Origin of the sequence: Candidatus Palauibacter sp., from assembly GCF_965216145.1 — a bacterium.
In the GTDB taxonomy this organism is placed as follows: domain Bacteria; phylum Gemmatimonadota; class Gemmatimonadetes; order Palauibacterales; family Palauibacteraceae; genus Palauibacter.
Genome location: NZ_OZ244149.1, coordinates 125,100 through 145,363 on the forward strand (window position 1 = coordinate 125,100; position 20,264 = coordinate 145,363).

The 20,264-nt window shown below is 68.7% G+C and carries 17 protein-coding genes and 3 pseudogenes; 9 read left to right on the forward strand and 11 right to left on the reverse strand.

Annotation, left to right across the window (positions count from 1 at the left end):
* Positions 1-93: 93 nt before the first annotated feature.
* From ACOOHF_RS00580 to ACOOHF_RS00595, 4 genes are all read right to left on the reverse strand, one after another.
* The gene (locus ACOOHF_RS00580; protein ID WP_420462966.1) at positions 94-1,377 is read right to left on the reverse strand and encodes a TRAP transporter large permease; all 1,284 of its coding nucleotides are present in this window, start codon (positions 1,375-1,377) and stop codon (positions 94-96) included.
* A complete protein-coding gene (locus tag ACOOHF_RS00585) occupies positions 1,374-1,778 on the reverse strand; it encodes a TRAP transporter small permease subunit (protein ID WP_420462967.1) in 405 nt (134 codons plus the stop codon). The genes ACOOHF_RS00580 and ACOOHF_RS00585 overlap by 4 nt, the downstream gene beginning before the upstream one ends.
* Before the next feature lie 68 nt (positions 1,779-1,846).
* On the reverse strand, positions 1,847-2,878 hold the full coding sequence (locus tag ACOOHF_RS00590) for a TRAP transporter substrate-binding protein (RefSeq protein ID WP_420462968.1): 1,032 nt from the start codon (positions 2,876-2,878) through the stop codon (positions 1,847-1,849).
* A gap of 8 nt (positions 2,879-2,886) precedes the next feature.
* Positions 2,887-4,065 (reverse strand): pyridoxal-phosphate-dependent aminotransferase family protein, encoded by a 1,179-nt coding sequence (locus tag ACOOHF_RS00595; protein WP_420462969.1) that lies wholly within the window; start codon positions 4,063-4,065, stop codon positions 2,887-2,889.
* A 62-nt stretch (positions 4,066-4,127) separates the two neighbouring features.
* Between ACOOHF_RS00595 and ACOOHF_RS00600 the strand changes: the two genes are divergently transcribed.
* From ACOOHF_RS00600 to ACOOHF_RS00610, 3 genes are all read left to right on the forward strand, one after another.
* Positions 4,128-7,055 carry an FAD-binding and (Fe-S)-binding domain-containing protein gene (locus ACOOHF_RS00600; protein WP_420462970.1) on the forward strand — a complete coding sequence of 976 codons (2,928 nt, stop codon included), beginning with the start codon at positions 4,128-4,130 and terminating at the stop codon, positions 7,053-7,055.
* A gap of 71 nt (positions 7,056-7,126) precedes the next feature.
* Positions 7,127-7,369, forward strand: coding sequence for a type II toxin-antitoxin system Phd/YefM family antitoxin (locus ACOOHF_RS00605; protein WP_420462971.1), 243 nt, complete (start codon positions 7,127-7,129; stop codon positions 7,367-7,369).
* A complete protein-coding gene (locus ACOOHF_RS00610; RefSeq protein ID WP_420462972.1) occupies positions 7,366-7,782 on the forward strand; it encodes a type II toxin-antitoxin system VapC family toxin in 417 nt (138 codons plus the stop codon). The genes ACOOHF_RS00605 and ACOOHF_RS00610 overlap by 4 nt, the downstream gene beginning before the upstream one ends.
* Here ACOOHF_RS00610 and ACOOHF_RS00615 read toward each other — a convergent pair.
* Positions 7,772-8,215 carry an acyl-CoA thioesterase gene (locus tag ACOOHF_RS00615; RefSeq protein WP_420462973.1) on the reverse strand — a complete coding sequence of 148 codons (444 nt, stop codon included), beginning with the start codon at positions 8,213-8,215 and terminating at the stop codon, positions 7,772-7,774. The genes ACOOHF_RS00610 and ACOOHF_RS00615 overlap by 11 nt on opposite strands.
* A 36-nt stretch (positions 8,216-8,251) precedes the next feature.
* On the opposite strand from ACOOHF_RS00615, the gene ACOOHF_RS00620 reads away from it, so the two are divergent.
* Complete coding sequence (locus ACOOHF_RS00620; protein WP_420462974.1) at positions 8,252-8,920, forward strand: alpha/beta hydrolase; 669 nt, start codon at positions 8,252-8,254, stop codon at positions 8,918-8,920.
* Between the two features lie 171 nt (positions 8,921-9,091).
* On the opposite strand, the gene ACOOHF_RS00625 is transcribed toward ACOOHF_RS00620, so the two are convergent.
* On the reverse strand, positions 9,092-10,252 hold the full coding sequence (locus ACOOHF_RS00625) for a tyrosine-type recombinase/integrase (protein WP_420462975.1): 1,161 nt from the start codon (positions 10,250-10,252) through the stop codon (positions 9,092-9,094).
* Between the two features lie 863 nt (positions 10,253-11,115).
* The gene (locus tag ACOOHF_RS00630; RefSeq protein WP_420462976.1) at positions 11,116-11,283 is read right to left on the reverse strand and encodes a hypothetical protein; all 168 of its coding nucleotides are present in this window, start codon (positions 11,281-11,283) and stop codon (positions 11,116-11,118) included.
* A 490-nt stretch (positions 11,284-11,773) separates the two neighbouring features.
* Between ACOOHF_RS00630 and ACOOHF_RS00635 the strand changes: the two genes are divergently transcribed.
* The 3 genes and pseudogenes from ACOOHF_RS00635 to istB all read left to right on the forward strand — a co-directional run bounded on the left by ACOOHF_RS00635 (position 11,774) and on the right by istB (position 13,594).
* Positions 11,774-12,325, forward strand: coding sequence for a helix-turn-helix domain-containing protein (locus ACOOHF_RS00635; protein ID WP_420462977.1), 552 nt, complete (start codon positions 11,774-11,776; stop codon positions 12,323-12,325).
* Positions 12,214-12,591, forward strand: a pseudogene (locus ACOOHF_RS00640) (IS21 family transposase); the annotation flags it as partial. The gene ACOOHF_RS00635 and the pseudogene ACOOHF_RS00640, both read left to right, overlap by 112 nt.
* Before the next feature lie 193 nt (positions 12,592-12,784).
* Positions 12,785-13,594: an IS21-like element helper ATPase IstB gene (istB, locus tag ACOOHF_RS00645; protein ID WP_420462978.1), complete on the forward strand. Its 810-nt coding sequence runs from the start codon at positions 12,785-12,787 to the stop codon at positions 13,592-13,594.
* A gap of 631 nt (positions 13,595-14,225) precedes the next feature.
* Here the strand turns inward: istB and ACOOHF_RS00650 are convergent.
* From ACOOHF_RS00650 to ACOOHF_RS00660, 3 genes and pseudogenes are all read right to left on the reverse strand, one after another.
* Positions 14,226-14,954, reverse strand: coding sequence for a transposase (locus ACOOHF_RS00650; RefSeq protein ID WP_420462979.1), 729 nt, complete (start codon positions 14,952-14,954; stop codon positions 14,226-14,228).
* Positions 14,955-15,040: 86 nt separating this feature from the next.
* Positions 15,041-16,018: pseudogene (locus ACOOHF_RS00655) on the reverse strand (IS30 family transposase).
* Between the two features lie 133 nt (positions 16,019-16,151).
* The gene (locus tag ACOOHF_RS00660) at positions 16,152-17,387 is read right to left on the reverse strand and encodes an IS110 family transposase (protein ID WP_420462980.1); all 1,236 of its coding nucleotides are present in this window, start codon (positions 17,385-17,387) and stop codon (positions 16,152-16,154) included.
* 336 nt (positions 17,388-17,723) lie between these two features.
* Here ACOOHF_RS00660 and ACOOHF_RS00665 point away from each other — a divergent pair.
* Both ACOOHF_RS00665 and ACOOHF_RS00670 read left to right on the forward strand, forming a co-directional pair.
* A pseudogene (locus ACOOHF_RS00665) lies at positions 17,724-18,233 on the forward strand (helix-turn-helix domain-containing protein); the annotation flags it as partial.
* A gap of 211 nt (positions 18,234-18,444) precedes the next feature.
* Positions 18,445-19,863 carry a transposase gene (locus ACOOHF_RS00670; RefSeq protein ID WP_420462981.1) on the forward strand — a complete coding sequence of 473 codons (1,419 nt, stop codon included), beginning with the start codon at positions 18,445-18,447 and terminating at the stop codon, positions 19,861-19,863.
* A gap of 9 nt (positions 19,864-19,872) precedes the next feature.
* Here the strand turns inward: ACOOHF_RS00670 and ACOOHF_RS00675 are convergent, their stop codons facing one another.
* Entirely contained in the window at positions 19,873-20,115 is a 243-nt protein-coding gene (locus tag ACOOHF_RS00675) for a hypothetical protein (RefSeq protein WP_420462982.1), read from the reverse strand.
* Positions 20,116-20,264: the final 149 nt, after the last annotated feature.

Below are 20,264 nucleotides of genomic sequence, written 5' to 3' on the forward strand. Positions count from 1 at the left end.
GCCGGTGTCGTGACTCGCCGGGTGCCGCCGGATAACGCACCGCGTCCTGGACTAGATGGAGTCCGCGTGCGGAACGTCACACCGAACGTCACATCAGTGGTAGAAGACGTTCACCAACGCGAGGGGAATGGCGGGGACATACGTGACCAGCAGCAGGACGGCGACGAGGACGGCGATGAAGCGGACGTTGACCTTGCTCACCTCCCAGATGTCCGCCTTGGCGACGGAGCACGCGGTCACCAGCACGCTCGCCACCGGCGGCGTCTGCTGTCCGATCCCCAGGTTGAGCGTGACGATGAGCCCGAAGTGCACCGGGTCGATGCCCGCCGCCCGCACCAGCGGCATCACGATGGGGACGACGAGGATGATCGCCGCGGCCGAGTGCAGGAAGAGCCCGATCACGAGGAAGAAGACGTTGAGCAGCGCCAGGATGAGCCACTTGTTCGAGGTCAGGTCCATGATCCCGGCGGCGACCTGCTGCGGGAGCCGCTGTTCCGTGAGGTAGTCGCCGAGGAGCGCCGAAGTCGCGACGAGGAGCATGACGACGGCGGTCTGGACGCCGCCCTCGAGCATCGCCTCGCGCAGGTGGGCGAAGTCGAGTTCGCGGTAGATGAGCCCGCCCACGACGAGCGCGGCGACCACGGCGAGTCCCGCCCCCTCGGTGGCCGTCACCCAGCCGCTGAAGATCCCGCCGAGGATGATCGCGGGCAGGAGGAGGGCCCAGCCCGCCTCTCGCATCGTCGTCCACACGCGGCGGAGTTCGAACCTGCCCTCCACGGGGAAGTCGTGGCGGCGGGCGTAGAGCCAGGCCGCGAACATCAGGAGCACGCCGCCGAGCACCCCGGGCACGATGCCGGCCACGAACAGCTCCACGACCGAAGCTTCGGCCATGACGCCGTACAGGATCATGGGGATGGACGGGGGGATGATGACGGCGAGCGTGGCCGAGGAGGACATCACGGCCGCGGCGAACGGCGTCGAGTAGCCGCGTTTCTTCATGGCCGGGATGAGGATCGAGCCCAGCGCGGCCACATCGGCCACCGCGGAGCCCGAGATCTCGGCGAAAAAGAGCGAGGCCGAGATGCCGACCATCGAGAGGCCGCCGCGGATGAACCCCACGAGCGCGGAGGCGAAGGCGATGAGCCGGCGCGAGATCCCGGTCGCGTTCATGATCGCGCCCGCGAGGATGAAGAGCGGGATCGCGATGAGCGGGAACGAGGTCGCGCCGGTGAACAGCACGAGTCCGGCGTTGGGGAGCATGGCGACCCCGCCGGAGGCGAGCATGGCCACGAGCGCCACGATGCCGAGCGCGACCGCGATGGGGATGCCGATCGCGATCAGGAGGAGCAGCCCCACGAAGAGGAGGAGGAGCGTCACGGCTCCCCCTCACGGCCCGCCCCCTCGGCGAGGGCGTCTCTCAGCCCCAGAAGCTGCGCGACGATGAACAGGACCGCCCCGATCGGGATCACGGACTGTGCGAGCGCGGCGGGCACGGAGGGCAGGCTCACCAGCGAGGTCCCCTCGAGCACGCGCACGACCTGCCACCCGGCCCACGCGACCGCGGCGAAGAACGCGATGACCGCGGACTCGGCCACGAGGACGACGGCGAGCCGGGCCCGTCCACGCAGCCGTCGCGCCAGCGTGGGCACGCCGATGTGCGCCCGCCGCAGCGCGGCGAGCGCGGCTCCGTAGTAGGTGAGCCAGGCGAGGAGGATGGAGGCGACTTCGTCGTACCACACCAGCGACGCCCCGGCCTTGCGGAACCCGACGCCGACCACGACGGCGACCGCGAGCGCGGCCAGCAGGACGAGGACCGCCCCCTCGAGGAAGCGGCGGACGCCCGTCCTCAGCGCCGCGCCTTGTCGATGAGAGTCCGTCCGCCCTCGACCGTCGTCGCGAACTCCTCGTATATCGGCTCGCTGGCGGCCTCGAAGCGGGCGGGGTCGGCTTCGTTGATCGCCATCTCCGTCGCTTCGAGTTCGGCGAGCAGTTCTTCATCCATCCGGGCGGCCGTCTCGTACACGAAGGCCTGCATCTCGCGCGCGATCGCCTCCACCTCGGCGCGGATCTCCGGGGGATGGCGTTCCCACCGCCCGGCGCCGGTCGTGACGAAGGCGGGGCTGTAGACGTGGCCCGTGAGGGAGAGGTAGTCCTGGACCTCGTGCAGCTTGGCGCTCGTCACCTGCGTGAGCGGGTTCTCCTGTCCGTCCATCACCCCCGTCTGGAGCGCAACGAAGACCTCGGAAAACGGCATCGGCGTCGGGTTCGCGCCCAGCGCCTGGAAGAGCTTCACGCGCCATACCCCGCGCGGCGTGCGGAGCTTGATCCCGCTCAGGTCCTCCGGCCCGTGGATGGGCCGCCGGGAGTTGGTGATGTGACGGAACCCGTTCTCCCACACCGCGAGGATCCGGTAGCCCGCCGCCTCCGCGCGCGGCGCGAGGTCGGGCCACACCACGGCCTCCTCGATCCGCTTCATGTGCTCGCGGTCGTGGACCAGGTAGGGCATCTCGAACAGGCCGAAGGCGTCGACCATCGAGGACATGATGGTGGAGGGGATGGACATGTCGAGCGTGCCCAGCCGCAGCCGCAGCAGCATCGCGTCGTCGCCGCCGAGCTGGCTGGCGCCGTAGACGTGGAGTTCGGCCCGGCCGGTCAGCCGTTCGTTCACGCGGCGGGCGAATTCATTGGCGGTCACGTCGTAGAGCGAGCCGGGCGACCCGACGTGGCCCAGCGACAGTTCGACGACCCCCGGTTCCCCGTCTCCACCGCACCCGAAGGACAGCGCGGCCACGGTCGTCAGCGTGGCGGCCAGTCTCGGCGGGGTGGCCAGCATCGGGCGGGCGGCCAGCGTCGGTCGCACGAGCAAGCCTCTTCTCATGGACCGCCTCATGGCCGACGAGCCTCGGCCAGGAACTCGGCGGCGGCGGCCAGCCCGCCCGCCGTGTGGGTGATGCCGGAGGTCTTCAACCCCATCTCCACGCCGGCCAGCGCCCCCATCAGCATGAGTTCGTTGAGGTCCCCGAGGTGTCCGATCCGGAACACCTTCCCCTTCAGGGGGCCGAGGCCCGTCCCCAGCGACATGTCGAAGCGCTCGAGCACGGCGAGACGGAACGCTTCGGCGTCCTCCCCTTCTCCCGCCATCACCGTGGTGCCGGCGTTCGACACCGCCCCGGCGTCCTGACAGTAGTTGCGGAGACCCCACCCGGCGACGGCCCGGCGCGTGGCCTCGGCCAGGCGGGCGTGCCGGGCGCAGGTGGCGTCCGCTCCCTCTTCCCGCAGCATCGCGAGCGATGCCTCGAGCCCGTAGAGGAGGGTGGTGGGCGGCGTGTAGGGGAAGTAGCCGCCCTCGTTGTCCCCGAGCATCGCCGTCCAGTCGAAGTAGGCGCGCGGCGCCGGCGCCACCTCCCGGTGACGGTCGAGCGCCTTCTCGCTCACGGCGCAGAACCCGAGTCCCGGCGGGAGCATGAGTCCCTTCTGGGATCCGCACACGGTGACGTCCACGCCCCACTCCGCCTGCCGGTAGGGGGTCGCGGCGAGCGACGACACGGCGTCGACCATGAGGAGCGCGGGATGGCCGGCTTCGTCGAGGGCGTCGCGGACGGAGGCGATGTCGCTGGTCACGCCGGTCGAGGTCTCGTTGTGGACAACGAGCACCGCCTGGATCTGCCGCTCCCGGTCCTGGGCGAGCCGGGCGGCGATCGTCTCCGCGTCGGCGGGGCCTCGCCAGTCCCCTTCGAGGATCTCGACGTCGAACCCCAACGCGCGGGCGAAATCCCCCCATTTCGAGGCGAAGAACCCGTTGTTCCAGAGGAGGACGTGGTCCCCCGGGGACAGCGTGTTCACGAGGGCGGTCTCCCAGCAGCCGCTGGCGGAGGAGGGGAAGATGAAGACGTGCGCGGGGTCGCCGAACACCCACTTCAGACCCTCGAACAGTCCGAGCACCATGCGCCCGAACTCGGGTCCGCGGTGGTCGATCACCGCCCGGGTCATGGCGCGGAACACGCGACCGGGGACCTGGGTGGGGCCCGGAAGCTGGAGGAAGTGTCTGCCGCTGCGGTAGGTCAAGGTGGTTCCTTCGTTTGAGGCGCTCTTGTCAGGTCGGGTCCCGCGTCCGTACAACTGGGCTCGTGACCCGCCCAATCTCTCACGACCGCCCCGGTACGCAACGGGCCCGGCCCCGACTCGACCCTCGGCCAGAGCCTCGGCTCGAAGCTCGACTTCGGGCGGGGCTGCGGGGCGAGGTCCGGTTCGACCGCTTCACTCGCGGACTCTACAGCACGGATGCGTCGATCTACCAGGTCGAGCCGCTGGGGGTCGTGTTCCCGGAATCGGCCGGCGACGTGAGGCGAGCCGTGGAACTCGCGGGCGAGTACGGGACTTCCGTCATCGTGCGCGGGGCGGGGACGTCGCAGAGCGGCCAGTCGATCGGGCGGGGCGTGATCCTCGACACGAGCCGGGGACTGGACGGTGTGCTCGACTTCGACCCGGCCGCCCGGCGCGTGGTGGTCGAGCCGGGCCTCGTGCTGGACCGGCTGAACGCGTTCCTGCGGCCGCACGGGCTCTTCTTCCCGATCGACGTGGCCACGGCGAGCCGCGCGACGCTCGGGGGCATGGCCGGCAACAACAGCGCGGGGTCGCGGTCGGTGCGCTACGGCCACATGGTCGAGCACGTCCGCGGCATCGAGGCGGTACTCGCCGACGGCCGGCGCGCCGAGTTCCGCTGCGGCGCCCCGCCGGGCGCGGCGCCCGCGGACAGCCTCGCAACCGACATGCGAGCGCTCTACCGGCGCGAGGCCGGCGAGCTGGCGCGGCGGGTTCCGGACGTCCCCCGGCACGTGGCCGGCTATGCGCTGCACCGTCTGGGCCGGGAGGGCGCCGGGCTGTCGGATCTTCTCGTGGGCTCGGAGGGGACGCTGGCGCTCTTCACCGCGCTCGAACTCGACCTTCAGCCCATTCCCGCCGTACGCGCACTCGGTGTGTGTCGCTTCGATGGTACCGCGGAGGCGCTGGCTGCCGTCCCGGCGATCGTCGCGCTCGAACCGACGGCGGTCGAACTGTTCGACGCGACCGTACTCGGGCTGGCTGCGCGGATGCCGAGTTTCGAGCGGGTGCTCCGCCAGCTCGGCGAGGACGGTCGCCGCAAGCCTCGCGACATCCTCGTGGTGGAGTTCGCCGACGACGACCCGGAGCGGGTCTCGGCCTCCCTCTCGCGGCTCGAGTCCGCGCTGGGCGGGGTCGCGGTGGGCGTCACCCGCGCGGAATCAACCACCTTCCAGGCCCGCATCTGGGCGATGCGGAAGGCGGGACTGAGCATTTCGATGTCCCAGCCCGCCGAGCGCAAACCCCTCGCCTTCATCGAGGACTGCGCGATCCCGCTCGAACGCCTGCCGGAGTGGTACCGCCGGCTCACGGAGATCATCGATCGCCACGCGACCCACGCGGTGTGGTACGCGCACGCCTCCGTCGGCTGCCTGCACGTCCGACCGGCACTCGACCTGCGGGACGGGGACGATGTGGAGCGGCTGCGCGCGATCGCGGTGGACGCCTTCACGCTCGCGGGTGAACTGGGCGGATCCCATTCCGGTGAACACGGGGACGGATGGATCCGGTCGGAGTTCCTCGAACCGATGCTGGGGAAGCGTCTGGTCTCTGCCTTCGGAGAAGTGAAGCGCCGCTTCGATCCCGAGGCCCGCCTCAATCCCGGGAAGATCGTCGACCCACCGCGCATGAACGAGCCCTCGCTCTTACGGGCCCGATACGGGCTCGAGACCCGTAAGCTGCCGACGGCGCTCGACTGGGAGAAGTGGGGCGGCTTCTCGCCGGCCGTCGACATGTGCAACAACAACGGGACCTGCCTGAAGCGGAGCCCCGGCGTGATGTGCCCGTCTTTCCGCGCCACCAGCGACGAACGGCATTCCACGCGGGGGCGCGCCAACGCACTCCGGCTGGCGCTCTCGGGGCAGCTGGGGGAGGACCCGTGGACGTCGCCGGAACTGTACGAGGCGATGGACCTCTGCCTGGGGTGCAAGGCGTGCCGCCGCGAGTGTCCGACCGGGGTCGACATGGCCCGCATGAAGGTGGAGTTCCTGCACCGCCTGCGCGCCGAGCGCCCGCTCTCTCCGCGGGAGCGAGCGCTCGCGTATCTCCCCCGCTACGCGCCGCTGGCTTCCCGTGTCGCACCGCTCGTCAACCTCCGGAACCGGATCCCCGCCCTCGCGCGCCTCGGGGAGCGGTTGGGTGGACTGGCCGCCGACCGTCCCCTGCCCCGCTGGTCATCTCGACCGTTCTCGGCCCCGTCCCCGCCTTCCGCGGAACCGGCGCGCAGGCCGAGGGTGGCGCTCTTCGTCGACACCTTCACGCGCTACTTCGAACCCGAGATCGCCCGCGCCGCCGTACGCGTGCTGGGGCGAGCGGGGTGGCGAGTGGAGGAGGCTTCCGCGGCGGGCCGGCCGCTATGCTGCGGGCGAACCTTCCTCAACGCCGGGCTGGTCGAGGAGGCGCGCGTCGAACTCGACCGCACCGTGCGAGCGCTGAGTCGGTTCGTCGCGGACGGCGTCCCGGTGGTGGGTCTCGAACCGTCGTGCCTGCTCACGCTGCGCGACGAACTGCCCGCGCTGGATCCGGGCCCCGCCGCGGCGGAGGTCGCCAGCGGGGTCCGGCTGCTCACCGAATGGCTCGTCGAGTCGGGCGCGCTGGCGCGGCTTGACCTCGCTCCCCTTCCCGTCCGCCGCGTTCGCGTCCACGGCCACTGCCACGAGAAGGCGTTCGGCGCGGACGGCCCGACGCTGGAAGTCCTGCGCGCGATCCCGGAACTCGAAGTCGACCCCATCCCCGCCGGGTGCTGCGGCATGGCCGGCTCGTTCGGCTACGAGACCGAGCACGCGGATATCTCCCGCCGGGTGGCCGAACTCGAACTCCTCCCGGCGGTCCGCGCGCTGCAAGCGGACGAGTGGCTGGTCGCCAACGGCACGAGTTGCCGTCACCAGGTCGCCGACCTCTCCGACGCCCACGGCCGCCACGTCGTGACCGTCCTCGACGCCGCCAACCCGGGTTGACGCGACAGGTCGCATCTAACTAGATTTATAACTAGTTGATTTTATGTCCTGGTCGGGAAGGCGGCAGACAGATGCGCGAAATCGGCACATTCGAGGCGAAGACGCACCTCTCGGCGCTCCTTGAGGCGGTCTCCGCGGGCGAGAGCGTGATGATCACGAAGCGCGGTCGCCCCGTCGCGCGACTCGTGCCTCCCGACACCCCCGATCGACAGGCCGTAGACGGGGCGGTAGCCAGGCTGAGGGCGTTGCGTGAGCGACACGGCAATCTGTCGGTCGAGGAGATCCTCGCCTTTCGGGATGAAGGCCGTCGGTGAGACCTCCCGTCATCGATTGCTCCACGGCCATGGCCTGGGCGATGATGGATGAATCCTCGGCCACTGCGGAGTTCGCCCTCGAACGGGTCAGGGTCGAGGGCGGCGTGGCCCCGCAACTGTGGTGGGCGGAACTGCGCAACGCCCTGCTCATCGCAGAGCGCCGGGGCCGCACGACCCCCGCGGTCACGGTCGCCGCAATCGCGGCCCTCGATGCGCTCCGCGTGCAACTGGACCATGAGCCGCATGGACCCATGGTTCTTCAACTCGCACGAGAGTACGATCTGACCGTCTACGACGCCCTCTACCTGGAGTTGGCGCTGCGTGAGAACCGCGCCCTGGCGACGCTTGACCGTAAGCTTGCGCGGGCTGCGGAGGCAGAGGGGATTGAACTCCTGCGTCCGGCTAGGCGGTGAGCATCGCCTCTAGCCGGGCCTTGAGCGCGGGCGGAATCTCCACGCCCCGCCAGTCGAGGCTGCCGTGCTCGCGGCGGGCGCAGACGATGGTCCAGTCGCTGCGGGCCACGACCTCCCTCTCTTTCGAGCGTTCGATCGTGAAGTCGGCGGCGTACCGGATCGCCTTGCGCCGCACCTCGCGCACACGAAGCCTCACGTCGACCTCGTCGCCGTAGCGGACCGCGCCCAGGTAGTCGCACGACACCGAGACGCGCGGCATCCCGAACACCGACTCCTCGCTCCAGCGGAAGCCCATGAAGTCCGGCGACAGCGACCGGTAGAAGGCGTGCTCCGCCTCCTCCATGAACTTCAGTAACGCGGTGAAGTGGATCAGGTTCGCGGTATCCGTGTCCGCGAACTCGACCCGTCTTCTGTAGACGAACTCGGAATCCATGTGGCAATCTATCACTCCAGTAAACCAGGAGGTGCGGTGGCGGTCGAACCCAGACACATCACGATCGAACGGCGTGTGCGATATGCCATCCTCGAGCCGCGCGAGCGGCCGGCCACCGAGATCTGGTTCGCCCTGCACGGCTACAACCAGCTCGCGCATCGATTCCTGCGCTACTTCCAGCCGATCCACACGGGTGCGCGGTGCATCGTGGCCCCGGAGGGCTTGCACCGGCAGTACATCGACCACGAGTCGCGCAGGGTGGGCGCCTCGTGGATGACGAGCGAAGACCGCCTCACGGACATCGAGGACTACGTCGGCTACCTCGACCGGCTCCACGCGCACATCCTCGCCGAAGAGTCACGGCGGAGGGCAGGCGGGTCGCCGCCCGCGCGGATCGTCGGACTCGGGTTCTCGCAGGGCGTCCACACCCTCTGCCGCTGGCTGGCGTTCGGCCGCGCGCGGATCGACCGGGCCGTGCTGTGGGGGTCGACCGTTCCGCCCGACCTGGACTTGGCGGAGCACGTGGCCACGCTCTCCGACGCCGACCTCCACCTCGTCGCCGGCGATGCGGACGAGTACTACGATCGCGCCGCGATCGAGGCGCACGAAGCGCGGCTTCGCGGGGCGGGCGTCCCCTTCACTTCCCTCACGTATCCGGGCGGACACCGCCTCCACGCAGGCGTCCTGCGGCGTCTCTCCCCCTAAGAATCCAGGGCTTTGCACGTTCCCGCGGGAACGTCCGCTTCAGCCAGTTGCCCGACTGGCGGGTTCCGGCGTTCCCGCAGGAACGGTGGGGTTTGGATATGGTTGTGATCGTTTTGTTTAGGGGTTCGGCGGGCCCGGATTCCCGCCGATTGATTCCCGCTGATCGGGATTTCAGATGCGAACTCTCCGCCGACTCTCCAGCGCCTTCCTGAGCTGTCCCTCATCGGCCTTCTGATAGCATCTGAGCACCGTTTGCGCGTTCTTCCAGCCGCCGAGTTCGCACAGGACCTTGAGCGGCAGGTCCATGAGGTCGGTTGCGAACTTGCGCCTGAGCGAGTGCCAACCACGACCCCGCTTCGGCTCCAGTCCGGCGAGCGCCTCGGCCCGCACCCACCACTCGCGCACCAGAGAGCGGCTTACGCACACTGACGGGTCCCTCCGCGCGGGGAGCAGCGGGGCGTCCCCGGTCCCCTGGCCTATCCTCCGCGCCTCTTCCAAGGCAGCGAGCGCCTCGGCGGTCAGCGGCGTGGTGTGTTCGTAGCCCGTCTTCTCGTGCCTCGCGCGCCACCGCACGACTCCGGCTTCGAGGTCGATATCCGACCACCGGAGCTGGCGGATAGCGCCGATGCGGTGTCCGGTCTCGTGCGCGAGCACGAGCGCGACGCGGAACCGCCGGTTGACTCGTCGGGACGCGCGGAGCAGCGCCTGGTACTCCTCTTCGTCGAGGACGATCCGGGTGGGGTTCTTCTCCCTGGGCTTCCTGAGGCCCTTGAGCGGGTTCCTTTCCAGCAGCAGGCGGCCTCGCTCGTCCCTCGACCTTTCGGCCCAGTTGAGGACCGCGATCAGGAACGTCAGGTCCCATTCGATCGTCCGGTCGGACACGGGCCGTCGACTCGGTCCGATCCTGCCCGCCCGCCGCTCCCGGATGAACCGGTCCCAGTCGCGCTGCGAGAGCGTGGCCGGGTCGCGGTCCCCGCCGAAGAACTGGAGGAACATCCTGGTCGCGACCTTGTCGCTCCGGCGGGACCGTTCGCCCTTGGTGGGCGTCACCTCCTCACCGTAGATGTCAAATAGCGTGCCCAGCGTGAGCGGCTCGGGCTCGGCTTCCCGGCGCCCGTTCAGCTCCGGTCCTACGAAACCGGCGGCGAACTCGTCCGCCTGCCTCTTGGCCCGAGTCCAGTCGCGGTGCTTGAGCGACCGGGTGAGCCTGCGTCCGTTCTCGCGCCACTCGATCTGGTATCGGCCGGTCTTGGGATCGGGAAACACCCTCACCCGGTTCCGGCCCCATTCGCCAGCGCCGTAGCTGCGCCGACTTCGTTTCGTGCGTGCCATCATTCGATTCCTCTCGTGATGGACTGCACGATCTGCGTGCATGGAAGCTCGCGCGGGCGGGGTGTCTTCGCCAGTCGGAGTCGGCGATCTCATCGTGCTTTGGCCGGGCGGATGCATGCGCGCGATGGCTCCATCAATTCGGGGAATAGGGGCCGGCCTACGCCGCACCGCGATGTGAAAACGACGGGGGGGGGCGATTCACACTTCGGCCCTCCGGCGATTCACACGGCGGCGAACCTCCATCCGCCGCGCTTCCTACGTCTTGCGGCATAGCGGCCCGGTCGTCGGTCGCCGAACGGGCCGCCTTGGCCGTGGCCGGAGCGACCCCCCTCGCCGAAGGCTCGGTGCGGCATAGCGGCGAGCGTGTATTCACACCCTCGCCCTTGCCTGCCAGGGGTCGCTCCGGGCCAACAATCCCATGCGGGAAGGCGAAAAGCGAGCCGGAACGGGCGCGTTCCGGCCTTGGCCGGCGATGCCGGCCAGCCCGACGGCCAGCAGGTCCTCCTCCGCCCCAAAGCGCCGCTCGACACCCTTCCGGGACGGATTGCTGGTACGCTAGCGACCCGAAGGGGTCGGGGGCAGGGGTGCGCAAGCACACCCGGCCCCGAACCCGTACCAGGCCCTCGGACTGGGGGGTCGCTAGCGTCACGGCCTGTGCCGCCCGCGCGGCACGGGCCGGACAGGCCGCGCGAGCGCAAGACGTGGCCGCAGCAGCGGATACGCGCCGGTCCCGGTGCGCACTGCGTAAGCGCCCAAGTGCGCATCGGACCCCCGTGTCGTTTGCGCGCTCAGGTACGGCCGTAAGTCGCGGGACGCCCATCGGTGACGTTGCACTGAAGCCGCACCGTATTGCCTCCCGTCGGCTACACTTCGGCAGCCCTCAGCCGCTCGCGGACCCATCCCTCGACCTCGACCTCGACTCCCAGCGTACCACGCGTCGGCTCGGCCGGATCGGTGGGAAGAGGCGTCATGCCTGTGCTGTCTAGAAACGCGTTCACCTGTGTGTTGAAGTGCTCCTTCAGGGTCTGCATGACCGCCGCGCCACCCGCACCAGACCGCTAACGGTGAAAGGACCCTTCCCGCGATGTCAACTCCTCGGAAATCGCGTAAGTGTCCGTACTGTCCGATGTTGTCCCACATGTCCCTCCTGTCCGGGACGCGGCCGCCAATGCGGTGGCGGACTCCCACGCAGACAAGGCCGCGCGAGGCGGGGGTGCGAAGCCCGGCCGAGGGCGTCGGGCACGGACCCCGCCTTCGTGGACCGTTCGCGTGACCCTTCGGCGACCGCGTCGAGGGCGGCCGCGAAGCTCTAGCTCCCGACCGGTCTTGGCGGGGAGCCCGCCCAACCTTGCGGGTACAAATGTCAGTGCCGGGTGAAAATGTGACACATGTGGCGGCCGAAAATGTGACACATCCGTCGTTCCCGTAGGCGGGGCGGAGCGGCGCCTCCGTCCAACGACGCAGAGCTTGGCGTCTTCCACCTGGAGATGGGAGGCGCCGGTGATCGGATGGGAGCGACGCGTGCTTCTGAGACACTACCTGGATGAAGGTCTGACGGTGACGGAGATCTCCCGCGGACTGGGGATCAGCCGTCAGACGATCTATCGCTGGATCAACGACGGGGAACTGGACCGGGACCTCGAGGAGGTCCGCTATGGTCCGCGGCCCCCGGTGCCCACGAAGCTGGATCCGTACAAGGCGATCGTGCGGGAGCGGCTGGAGGAGTATCCGGAGCTGACGGCGCTCCGGCTGCTGGCGGAGATCCGCGCGGCGGGGCATCCCGGCGGCTACACGCAGTTCCGGGAGTACGTCCGAGAAGGTGCGGCCCCGCCCTCCGGCCGACCCTACCGTGCGGTTCGAGACGGATGGGGGCGTGCAGGGCCAGATCGACTTCGCCCACTTCCGCTTCCCGTGGGGCCGCCGCTACGCGCTTCCTGGTCGTGCTCGGCTACTCGCGGCTGTTGTGGCTCAGGTTCTACCGGCGGCAGGACATGCCGACGCTGCTCGGGGGTCTGGAGGCGGCCTTCGGCTTCTTCGGCGGCGTGCCGCGGGAGCTGCTGTTCGATCAGATGAAGAGCGTGATCGTGCGGGATCTGAGGGGCGAGGGCGGCCGCGTCACGGAGAACGCCGAGTTCCTCCGCTTCGCCGCTCACTGGGGCTTCAGGCCGAGGGCCTGCCGGCCCTACCGGGCGAAGACCAAGGGGAAGGTCGAGCGCCCCATCGGCTACGTGCGAAAGAGCTTCACCTACGGCCGCAGCTTCGCCGGCGACGCGGACCTCGACGCGCAGGCCGAGTGGTGGCTCGGAACCGCCGCCAACGTCCGCATCCACGGCACCACCCGTGAGCGGCCCGCCGATCGCTTCGAGCGCGACGAGAGAGCCGTCCTGCAGCCGCTGGCAGCCCGTCCCTACCCTCGCTCGCGCTGCCGGTCCGGCGGGATCCGGAGAAGATCCACCGGCTCTCCTCGGTGCCCAGGGTCACGATCCAACGGCGCCCGCTCGCCGAGTACGCCCGGATCGTCCAGGGGGCCTCGTGACGCCCGCACGACGGCCCGGCCGCCGCGACCGGATCCGCGCCCAACTCGCCGACCTCAAGCTGCCCGGCGCACTCGAGGCGCTCGACCCCATCCTCTCCGGCGTGGACGGGGGCCGCTTCACCGCCGCCGAGGCGATCGAGAAGCTCCTCGGAGCCCAGATCGCGCTGCGCAACAACCGCAGGCTCCAGGCCGCCATGCGCGCCTCCCGGCTGCCCGCCGTGAAGACCCTGGCCGACTTCGACTTCAGCTTCCAGCCCTCGATCAAGCGCGAGCAGATCGACTCCCTGCACGAACTCTCCTTCCTCGACCGCAAGGAGAACGTGGTCTTCCTCGGCCCCCCGGGCGTCGGGAAGACCCATCTGGCCATCTCGCTCGCCGTCGCCACCGCCGAGCGCGGAAGGCGCATCTACTACGGCGCCCTGGCCGACCTCATCACCTCCCTCGAGGAGGCACAGGCCGCCGGACGCCTCCAGCACCGGCTCAAGGTCCTCACCCACCCGGCGCTGTTGATCGTCGACGAGATCGGCTACGTCCCCATCACGCGCACCGGAGCCACGCTCTTCTTCCAGCTCGTCAACCGGCGCTACGATGTCGGCTCCACCATCCTCACCTCCAACCAGAGCTTCGAGGAGTGGGGCCGCATCTTCGGCGACGAGGTCATGGCCACCGCACTGATCGACCGGCTGCTCCACCACTGCCACATCGTCAACATCCGCGGTAACAGCTACCGCATGAGGCAGCACGCCGATGTCTTCAACACCCTCCGCAACAACCCCTCGACCACGGAGGCCGAGACGTCACCCTGAGGCTCGTCCCCTCCGGCCGGGTGTCACATTTTCACCCGCCGCATGTGTCACTTTTTCGCGCGCCGTTGACATACAAAGGGGCTGGCGAGGGGCTTTGCCCCTCGACCCCCGCCAGGTTCCGCGCCGAAGCCCGCAAGACATCGCGGGCGACGGGTTCGGCGCGATGGGCCATCGCCCGGTTCTCCGACTGACGCCGGTAGGCCATCGGCACGAACGGGCAGCCGGTTCTAGAGATGGCTCTTCCCTACGCCGTGCCGACATCGGCGCGGAAACCCCGGGGGTCAAAGGGGGGCGCAGCCCTCACTTGCCAGGCCGTAGTGTTCAACAGGGGTAGGCTGTATGTGGACGCCCCCAGGTGAGCAAGCGCAGATTCGGAACCGAGTTGGTGGCAGTTGGCCAGGTACTGTCGTATGTCCGTCTATGGACGCCCCCGATAACGCAAGCTTTTCTTTGAACGGCTCGGTGCCTGTGGTCAGGTGCTGTCGTCTATCCGGCCTGTTGGTGCAGCCTGTCGTGTCTGAGGCTGCTGGCCCGTATGGAGATCCGCGGAACGGGTCCAAATCAGCCTCGCAGGCTTGAGAGCCTTCGGACATACCCTGGTTTTCCCGATCCCGTCTCATTGACCGTGCCCTTACCCGTTCGTTCGTCCTGCCCACATCATTTCCCCACTGCTTCTCTCCTTTCGCTGCCCGGTCAGGCGGCGGCGCGAGCCCGGTAGATCTCCTTCCTCGTGGTCAGCGCCCAGACGACCCGTGCCGTCGTGTTGGCCAACGCCACCGCTACCAGCATCTTGGGCTTGCGTACCAACATCCTGGCCAGCAATGGGTCCGATGCCTCGACGCGTCGACTCTCGTGGTGGAAAACCGCCATGGCTCCCGTGATCAAGAGTCGCCTTAGTTAGGTCGCGCTGACCCATCTTCGATATCCTGCCCAGCCTCGGCTTCCCCCCGGTCGTGTGTTGCCGCGGCACGAGGCCGAGCCAGGCCGAAAAGTCGCGCCCGCGTCGGAAGCTCTCCATCGGCGGTGCGAAGGCTTGGATGGCCAGCGCGGTGCTCGGTCCGATTCCAGGGATCGTCATCAGACGTGCCGTCTCCTCGTCGGCCCCCGCGCTCTTCCGGAGCTCGCGACCGAGTCCGTCGATCTTCTCATCGAGCCCATCGATCTGCCGGAGCAGCAACCAGCCCAGCTCGACAACCGCCCCCGGCAGGCCACAGTCCCCGGCCTCGATCTCCCCGACCAGCTGCCGGATCCGGACCCTGCCCTGCGGAGCCACAACGCCGTACTCGGCCAGGTGGCCCCGAAGCGCGTTGATCGTCTGCGTGCGCTGGCGCACCAGGAGGTCACGCGTGCGAAAGAGCATCCCCTGCGTGTTCTGATACGGTAATCACCTGACAACTGCCCCCGAAAAGGGGGACGGTGGCCACCCGGCTTCCGCCGACGGCGGTCTCAAGTGGTCGACGCAACGGTCTCGGCGAAGACTTCGCATGGTTTCATCCAGTCGATGGTTTGTCGAGGGTGGCCATTGAGCTGCCGTGCGACGGCATCGAGGTCGGCCTGCGAGTGGGCGGAGAGATCGGTGCCCTTGGGGAAGTATTGGCGGAGGAGACCGTTGGTGTTTTCGCTGGTCCCGCGTTGCCAGGGGCACCTCGGATCGCAGAAGTAGACCGACACGCCGCTCTCGATGCTGAAGCGGACGTGCTCGGCCATTTCCTTGCCCTGGTCCCAGGTGAGCGAGCGCCTGAGCTGGTCGGGCAGCGTGGTCATCCGCTCGACCAGCGCGCGCCGCACGTGTGGGGCCGTCCGCCCGCCCGGAAGGTGGAGGAGGAGCGCGTAGCGGCTGCGGCGCTCGACGAGGACCCCGATGGCCGAGCGTCCCAGCTTGCCCAGGATCAGGTCTCCTTCCCAGTGGCCCGGTACGGCTCGGTCCGCGGCCTCGGCGGGCCGCTCGGAGATGGGAACCATGTCCTTCAGGCGCCCCTCTCCGGGTCTGTGCCTCGGTGACCGCCGTCGCGTCCGGCCCGTGCGCAGGTACGCCGTGAGCTCCTTTCTGAGCGCGCCCCGCGTCTGCACGTACAGCGACTGATAGATCGTCTCGTGAGACACGCGCATCTGAGGATCCGAGGGGTGGTCGAGCCGAAGACGATGGGCAATCTGCTGCAGAGACCAGCGCTCGGCGAGCAGGCGCTCCACCTTCCGCCGCAACCGGGGGTGCCCGGCGAGCTTCGCCACCTTCGGGCGCCGAGCCTTCCCGGCCGCCCGCTCTTCCGCCCTTCACGCCCTGTATCGTTCTATCGAGCCGTTGGCGGCGACCTCGCGCGCGATCGTCGAGGGCGCCCTGCCCAGACGCCCGGCGATCGCCCGGTACGAATCCCCCGCCTTCAAGCCGCGCGAGATCTCCTCCCGCTCGGCGATGGTAAGGTGCAACGGTGAACGATTTCGACCCCGCGTGTTCTGATACGGTAATCACCTGACAGCTGCCCCTCAAAAGGGGGACGGTGGCCACCCGGCCTCCGCCGAGGTTTTTTTCTGTGAAACACCGGGGTTGGGGTAGCGGGGGTCAGGCGGCGGACTCGATGACTTTCACTTCGACACCGATCTTCCGCAGGCGCTGGAGCAGGTGGCGCTTGGTGCGGTCCCTGTCATGGGCCCGGAAGTGATCCTGCCCGAGATCCTCATGGAGGGTACCGCGTGACAGCATGTGCCAGATGGCGACCAGCAGCGCGTGCTGCACGACGACGATGGCCCGTTTGGGACCCCCCCGTGCCTTGTGGCGGAAGTACAGGCCGCGATAGTAGCTGCCACGGACCCGGGCCGCAGCCCAGGCGACCTGTGACAAGGCGTCCCGCAGCCACGCGTTCCCCTTACCCGTCCTCGCAGACTTTCGCTTGCCCGCGCTCTCATGGTTGCCGGGGCACACCCGGGCCCACGAGGCGAAGTCCCCCGGCGTGGGGAACTTCGACATGTCGTCACCGATCTCGGCCAGGATCGCTTCGGCCGACCGGCGCCCGACGCCCGGCACGCTCTCGAGCAGCAGGAGGGCCGCGTTGAGAGGGCGGGTCACCCCCTCGATGCGGTCATCCAGTTCCTCGATCTGTCCCGACAACTCGTCGATCAGTCTGAGGTGCCGCTGAAGCAGGAACCTGTGGTGGTCCCGGATCAGCCCGGATATCACTTCGGCGAGCTTGTCCCGCTTGCAGCGGAGTGTGCCGCGGGCCAGCCCGGCCAACACCCACGGGTCTTCCTCACCCTCGATCATGGCGTCCAGGACCGCCCGGCCGGTCTTGCCCATGATGTCCGAGACGACCGAGCCAGGTTTGATGTTGGCCAGTTCCAGAACCTTCGCCACCCGGTTGACCTGTCTGCTCCTGTCACGGATCAACGACTTCCGAAGCCGGGTCAGGTCGCGCAGATCGCGGATCGCGGGCGGCGGCACGAAGCTGCCCTTCAGCAACCCGCACTCGAGCAACTGGGCGATCCACTCCGAATCCTTGACGTCCGTCTTGCGTCCCGGCACGTGCTTGACGTGCCGAGCATTGACCAACAGCAGATCGAAGTCTCCCTCGAGCACCGCCCAGACCGGACGCCAGTACACCCCCGTCGACTCCATGGCGACATGCGTCACTCCGCACGAGACCAGCCACTCCCTCAGCCCTTCCAGTCCCGGATTCGTGGTCGTGAAGGTCCGCACCCTTCGCCCCCGCTCCCCACCGCCCCGTGACGGCGTCCGCACGCAGGCCGTCACCGTCTTCTTGTGCACGTCGAGGCCCGCGCACCGTTCGATCACCACATCCATTCCATCCTCCCTGAGTCGAGGTCCATGGAGCGGGGCGGGCGCTTGCGTTCCTGATTTTTCTGTCCGTGATGACGGCCTCGCCGGCCGCCTCAACACTGCGGGCTTCCTCGAAGCGCCGTGGGTCATGTTAGTTATCGGGCTCTTGGGCACCATTACCAATGACGACCTCTGCCCCCTCCCATATGGCCCCCATCCTCCGTCCCCGTCCAGCCTGCTCCACCGCGCGGCTACCATCGCGGCAAAACTGTTTCAGTCCGGCGGGGTGAGCCCACCGGGATCATGAACTGTTAGTCGAGAAGTGCTCTAAACGACTCAACAACCACGGAGGAGAGAAGAATGACCACCGTCCAGGCCGAGAAGATAGCTCGGCGGAAGCTGTCATTGCTAGAACTCGCCCAGGAGCTGGGCAACGTCTCGAAGGCGTGCCGGATCGCGGGCTACAGCCGGCAGCAGTTCTACGAGATCCGAAGGAACTTCCAGATGTACGGGGCCGAGGGGCTGCTGGACCGCATGCCGGGGGCTCGGGGTCCTCACCCGAACCGTGTCGCCTCGGAGGTGGAGGCGGCGATCCTGGCCCACGCGCTCGCGCACCCGACGCACGGAGCGCAGCGGGTGGCCGACGAGCTCATGCTGAGGGGTGTTCAGGTGAGCTCCGGAGGCGTACGAGGGGTATGGATCCGAGGGCGGGCTGAGGAGGCGTCACGAGCGGCTCCTGCGGCTGGAGAAGACGGTCCGGCAGAGCGACTTGAGTTGACCGAGGAACAGATCCTGGCGCTGGAGCGCTTCGACCCGGAGTACCGGGAGCGTCAAATCGAAGTGAAGAAGACGGGTGGACTCGTGGCCGTTGGGTAAGACCACTTGGCGTTGGGACGTCGTGGGGGTTGACATTCGAGCCCGGTCCAACGATCGTCCAGCCTCCTCAAGTACCCGTCCCGCGCGAACCGGCGCGAGCACGGCCCTACCTAGCAGTCCGTGGTAAAAGTCGGGATGTTCCGCGCCGGCATTGATGGTTAGATTGTGGCCGGGACAGGAGTGGCCAGTCAGTCGGAGGTGGGCGATGGCGATGGGGCGGCGGAGGGGCGGGCGGCAGAAGGCGCTGTTCGTGGCTGCGGCGGGGATCCGGGCTCCGGGGCACCCGTTCTACCGGGCGCTGGACGGGATGCTGGCGGAGGCGGGCTTCGACGGGTTGTGCGAGGAGACGTGCGCGGCGTACTACGCGGAGCGGCTGGGCCGTCCGAGCGTGGCGCCGGGGGTGTACTTCCGGATGCTTGTGGTGGGGTATCTGGAGGGGATCGGATCTGAGCGGGGGATCGCGTGGCGGTGCGCGGAGTCTCTGTCGCTGCGGGAGTTCCTTGGCTACGAGCTGGACGAGAACCCGCCGGACCACTCGACGGTGTCGCGGACGCGGCGGCGCCTGTCGGCGGAGGCGCACGAGGCAGTGTTCGCCCGGGTGCTGGAGCTCCTGGAGGAGAGCGGGCTGTTGAGCGGCAAGACGCTGGGGATCGACTCGACGACGCTGGAGGGGAACGCGGCGATGCGGTCGATCGTGCGGCGGGACACGGGGGAGGGATACCAGCTGTTCCTGGAGGGTCTGGCGGAGGCGTCGGGGATCGAGACGCCGACGAGGGCGGACCTGGCGAAGCTGGACCGGAAGCGGCCGAGGAAGGGGAGCAACGAGGACTGGGAGCACCCGCACGACCCGGACGCGCGGATCACGAAGATGAAGGACGGGCGGACGCGCATGGGCCATAAGCTGGAGCATGCGGTGGACATGAGCTCGGGGGCGGTGTGCGGGCTGACGGTGCAGCCGACGACGGGTGGCGACTGCGCCTCGCTGCCGAAGACGCTGGGGGAGGCGCGCGGGCAGCTGGAGCGGGTGGGGGCGGAGGTTCGGGAGCTGGTGTGCGACAAGGGCTACCACTCGAACGCGACGATGAAGCGCCTGGCGGGGCTCGGAGTGCGGAGCTACGTGAGCGAGCCGAACCGGGGTCGTCGGAGCTGGAAGCGGGACCGGGCCGCGCAGAAGCCCACCTACGCCAACCGGCGCCGGATCCGAGGCGCTCGTGGCAAGGGCCTGCTGAGGGCGCGGGGCGAGAAGCTGGAGCGCGCCTTCGCCCACATGCTCACCACCGGCGGCATGCGCCGGACGCACCTGCGCGGGCACGAGAACATCCGCAAGCGGATGCTGGTGCACGCGGCCGGGTTCAACCTCGGGCTCCTGATGCGGCACCGGTACGGCTACGGCACGCCGAGGAGTCTTCAGGGCAGACGTGCGTCCACGCTTCAAACGGGAGGCCTCCGGGTCGCTTTTTCGGCCCTTTTCCGGCCGAAATCGCGCGTTTTCGGCCACCCGGGACCCGTCGAGGCCCGGATATCACTCCGACGACGCCCCGGCCGCGTCGGCGCAACAGTCCGCCGACACTTTGCCGAGGTCATATTCCGTGGCCCGCAGCGCGCTTTTGCCACGGCCTGCTAGAGACCCATTTCAATGGAGGAACATCATGATGAAGACCGCTATCCGGACCGCCCTCACCTTCACGGTGGCATGCTTCTTGTTGTTGGGCGTCACCGCAGCGTCCCCGGTTCCCGGTGAGTTCACGACGCCCGCACCCGTCGCTGCGGACCTGTCTGTTCCTGACATCGAGGCGGCTTCGCACCCCTGCTCCACCGGATTGATGGGGACCTGCCAAGATGTCGACGACGAAGACATGACCTGCGTACTCTTCAATCCGTACCTCCCCTCACAGCCGTACGTAAGGGAAGGAGCTTGCGACACTGCCAGCGAGGGTTGTGGCGTACAGTAGTAGCCCTATGCTTAAAACCCTCAACTACAGAGAAGACCGCTTCTCGAACGCCGCTGTCGCCGGGGTCGCTTTG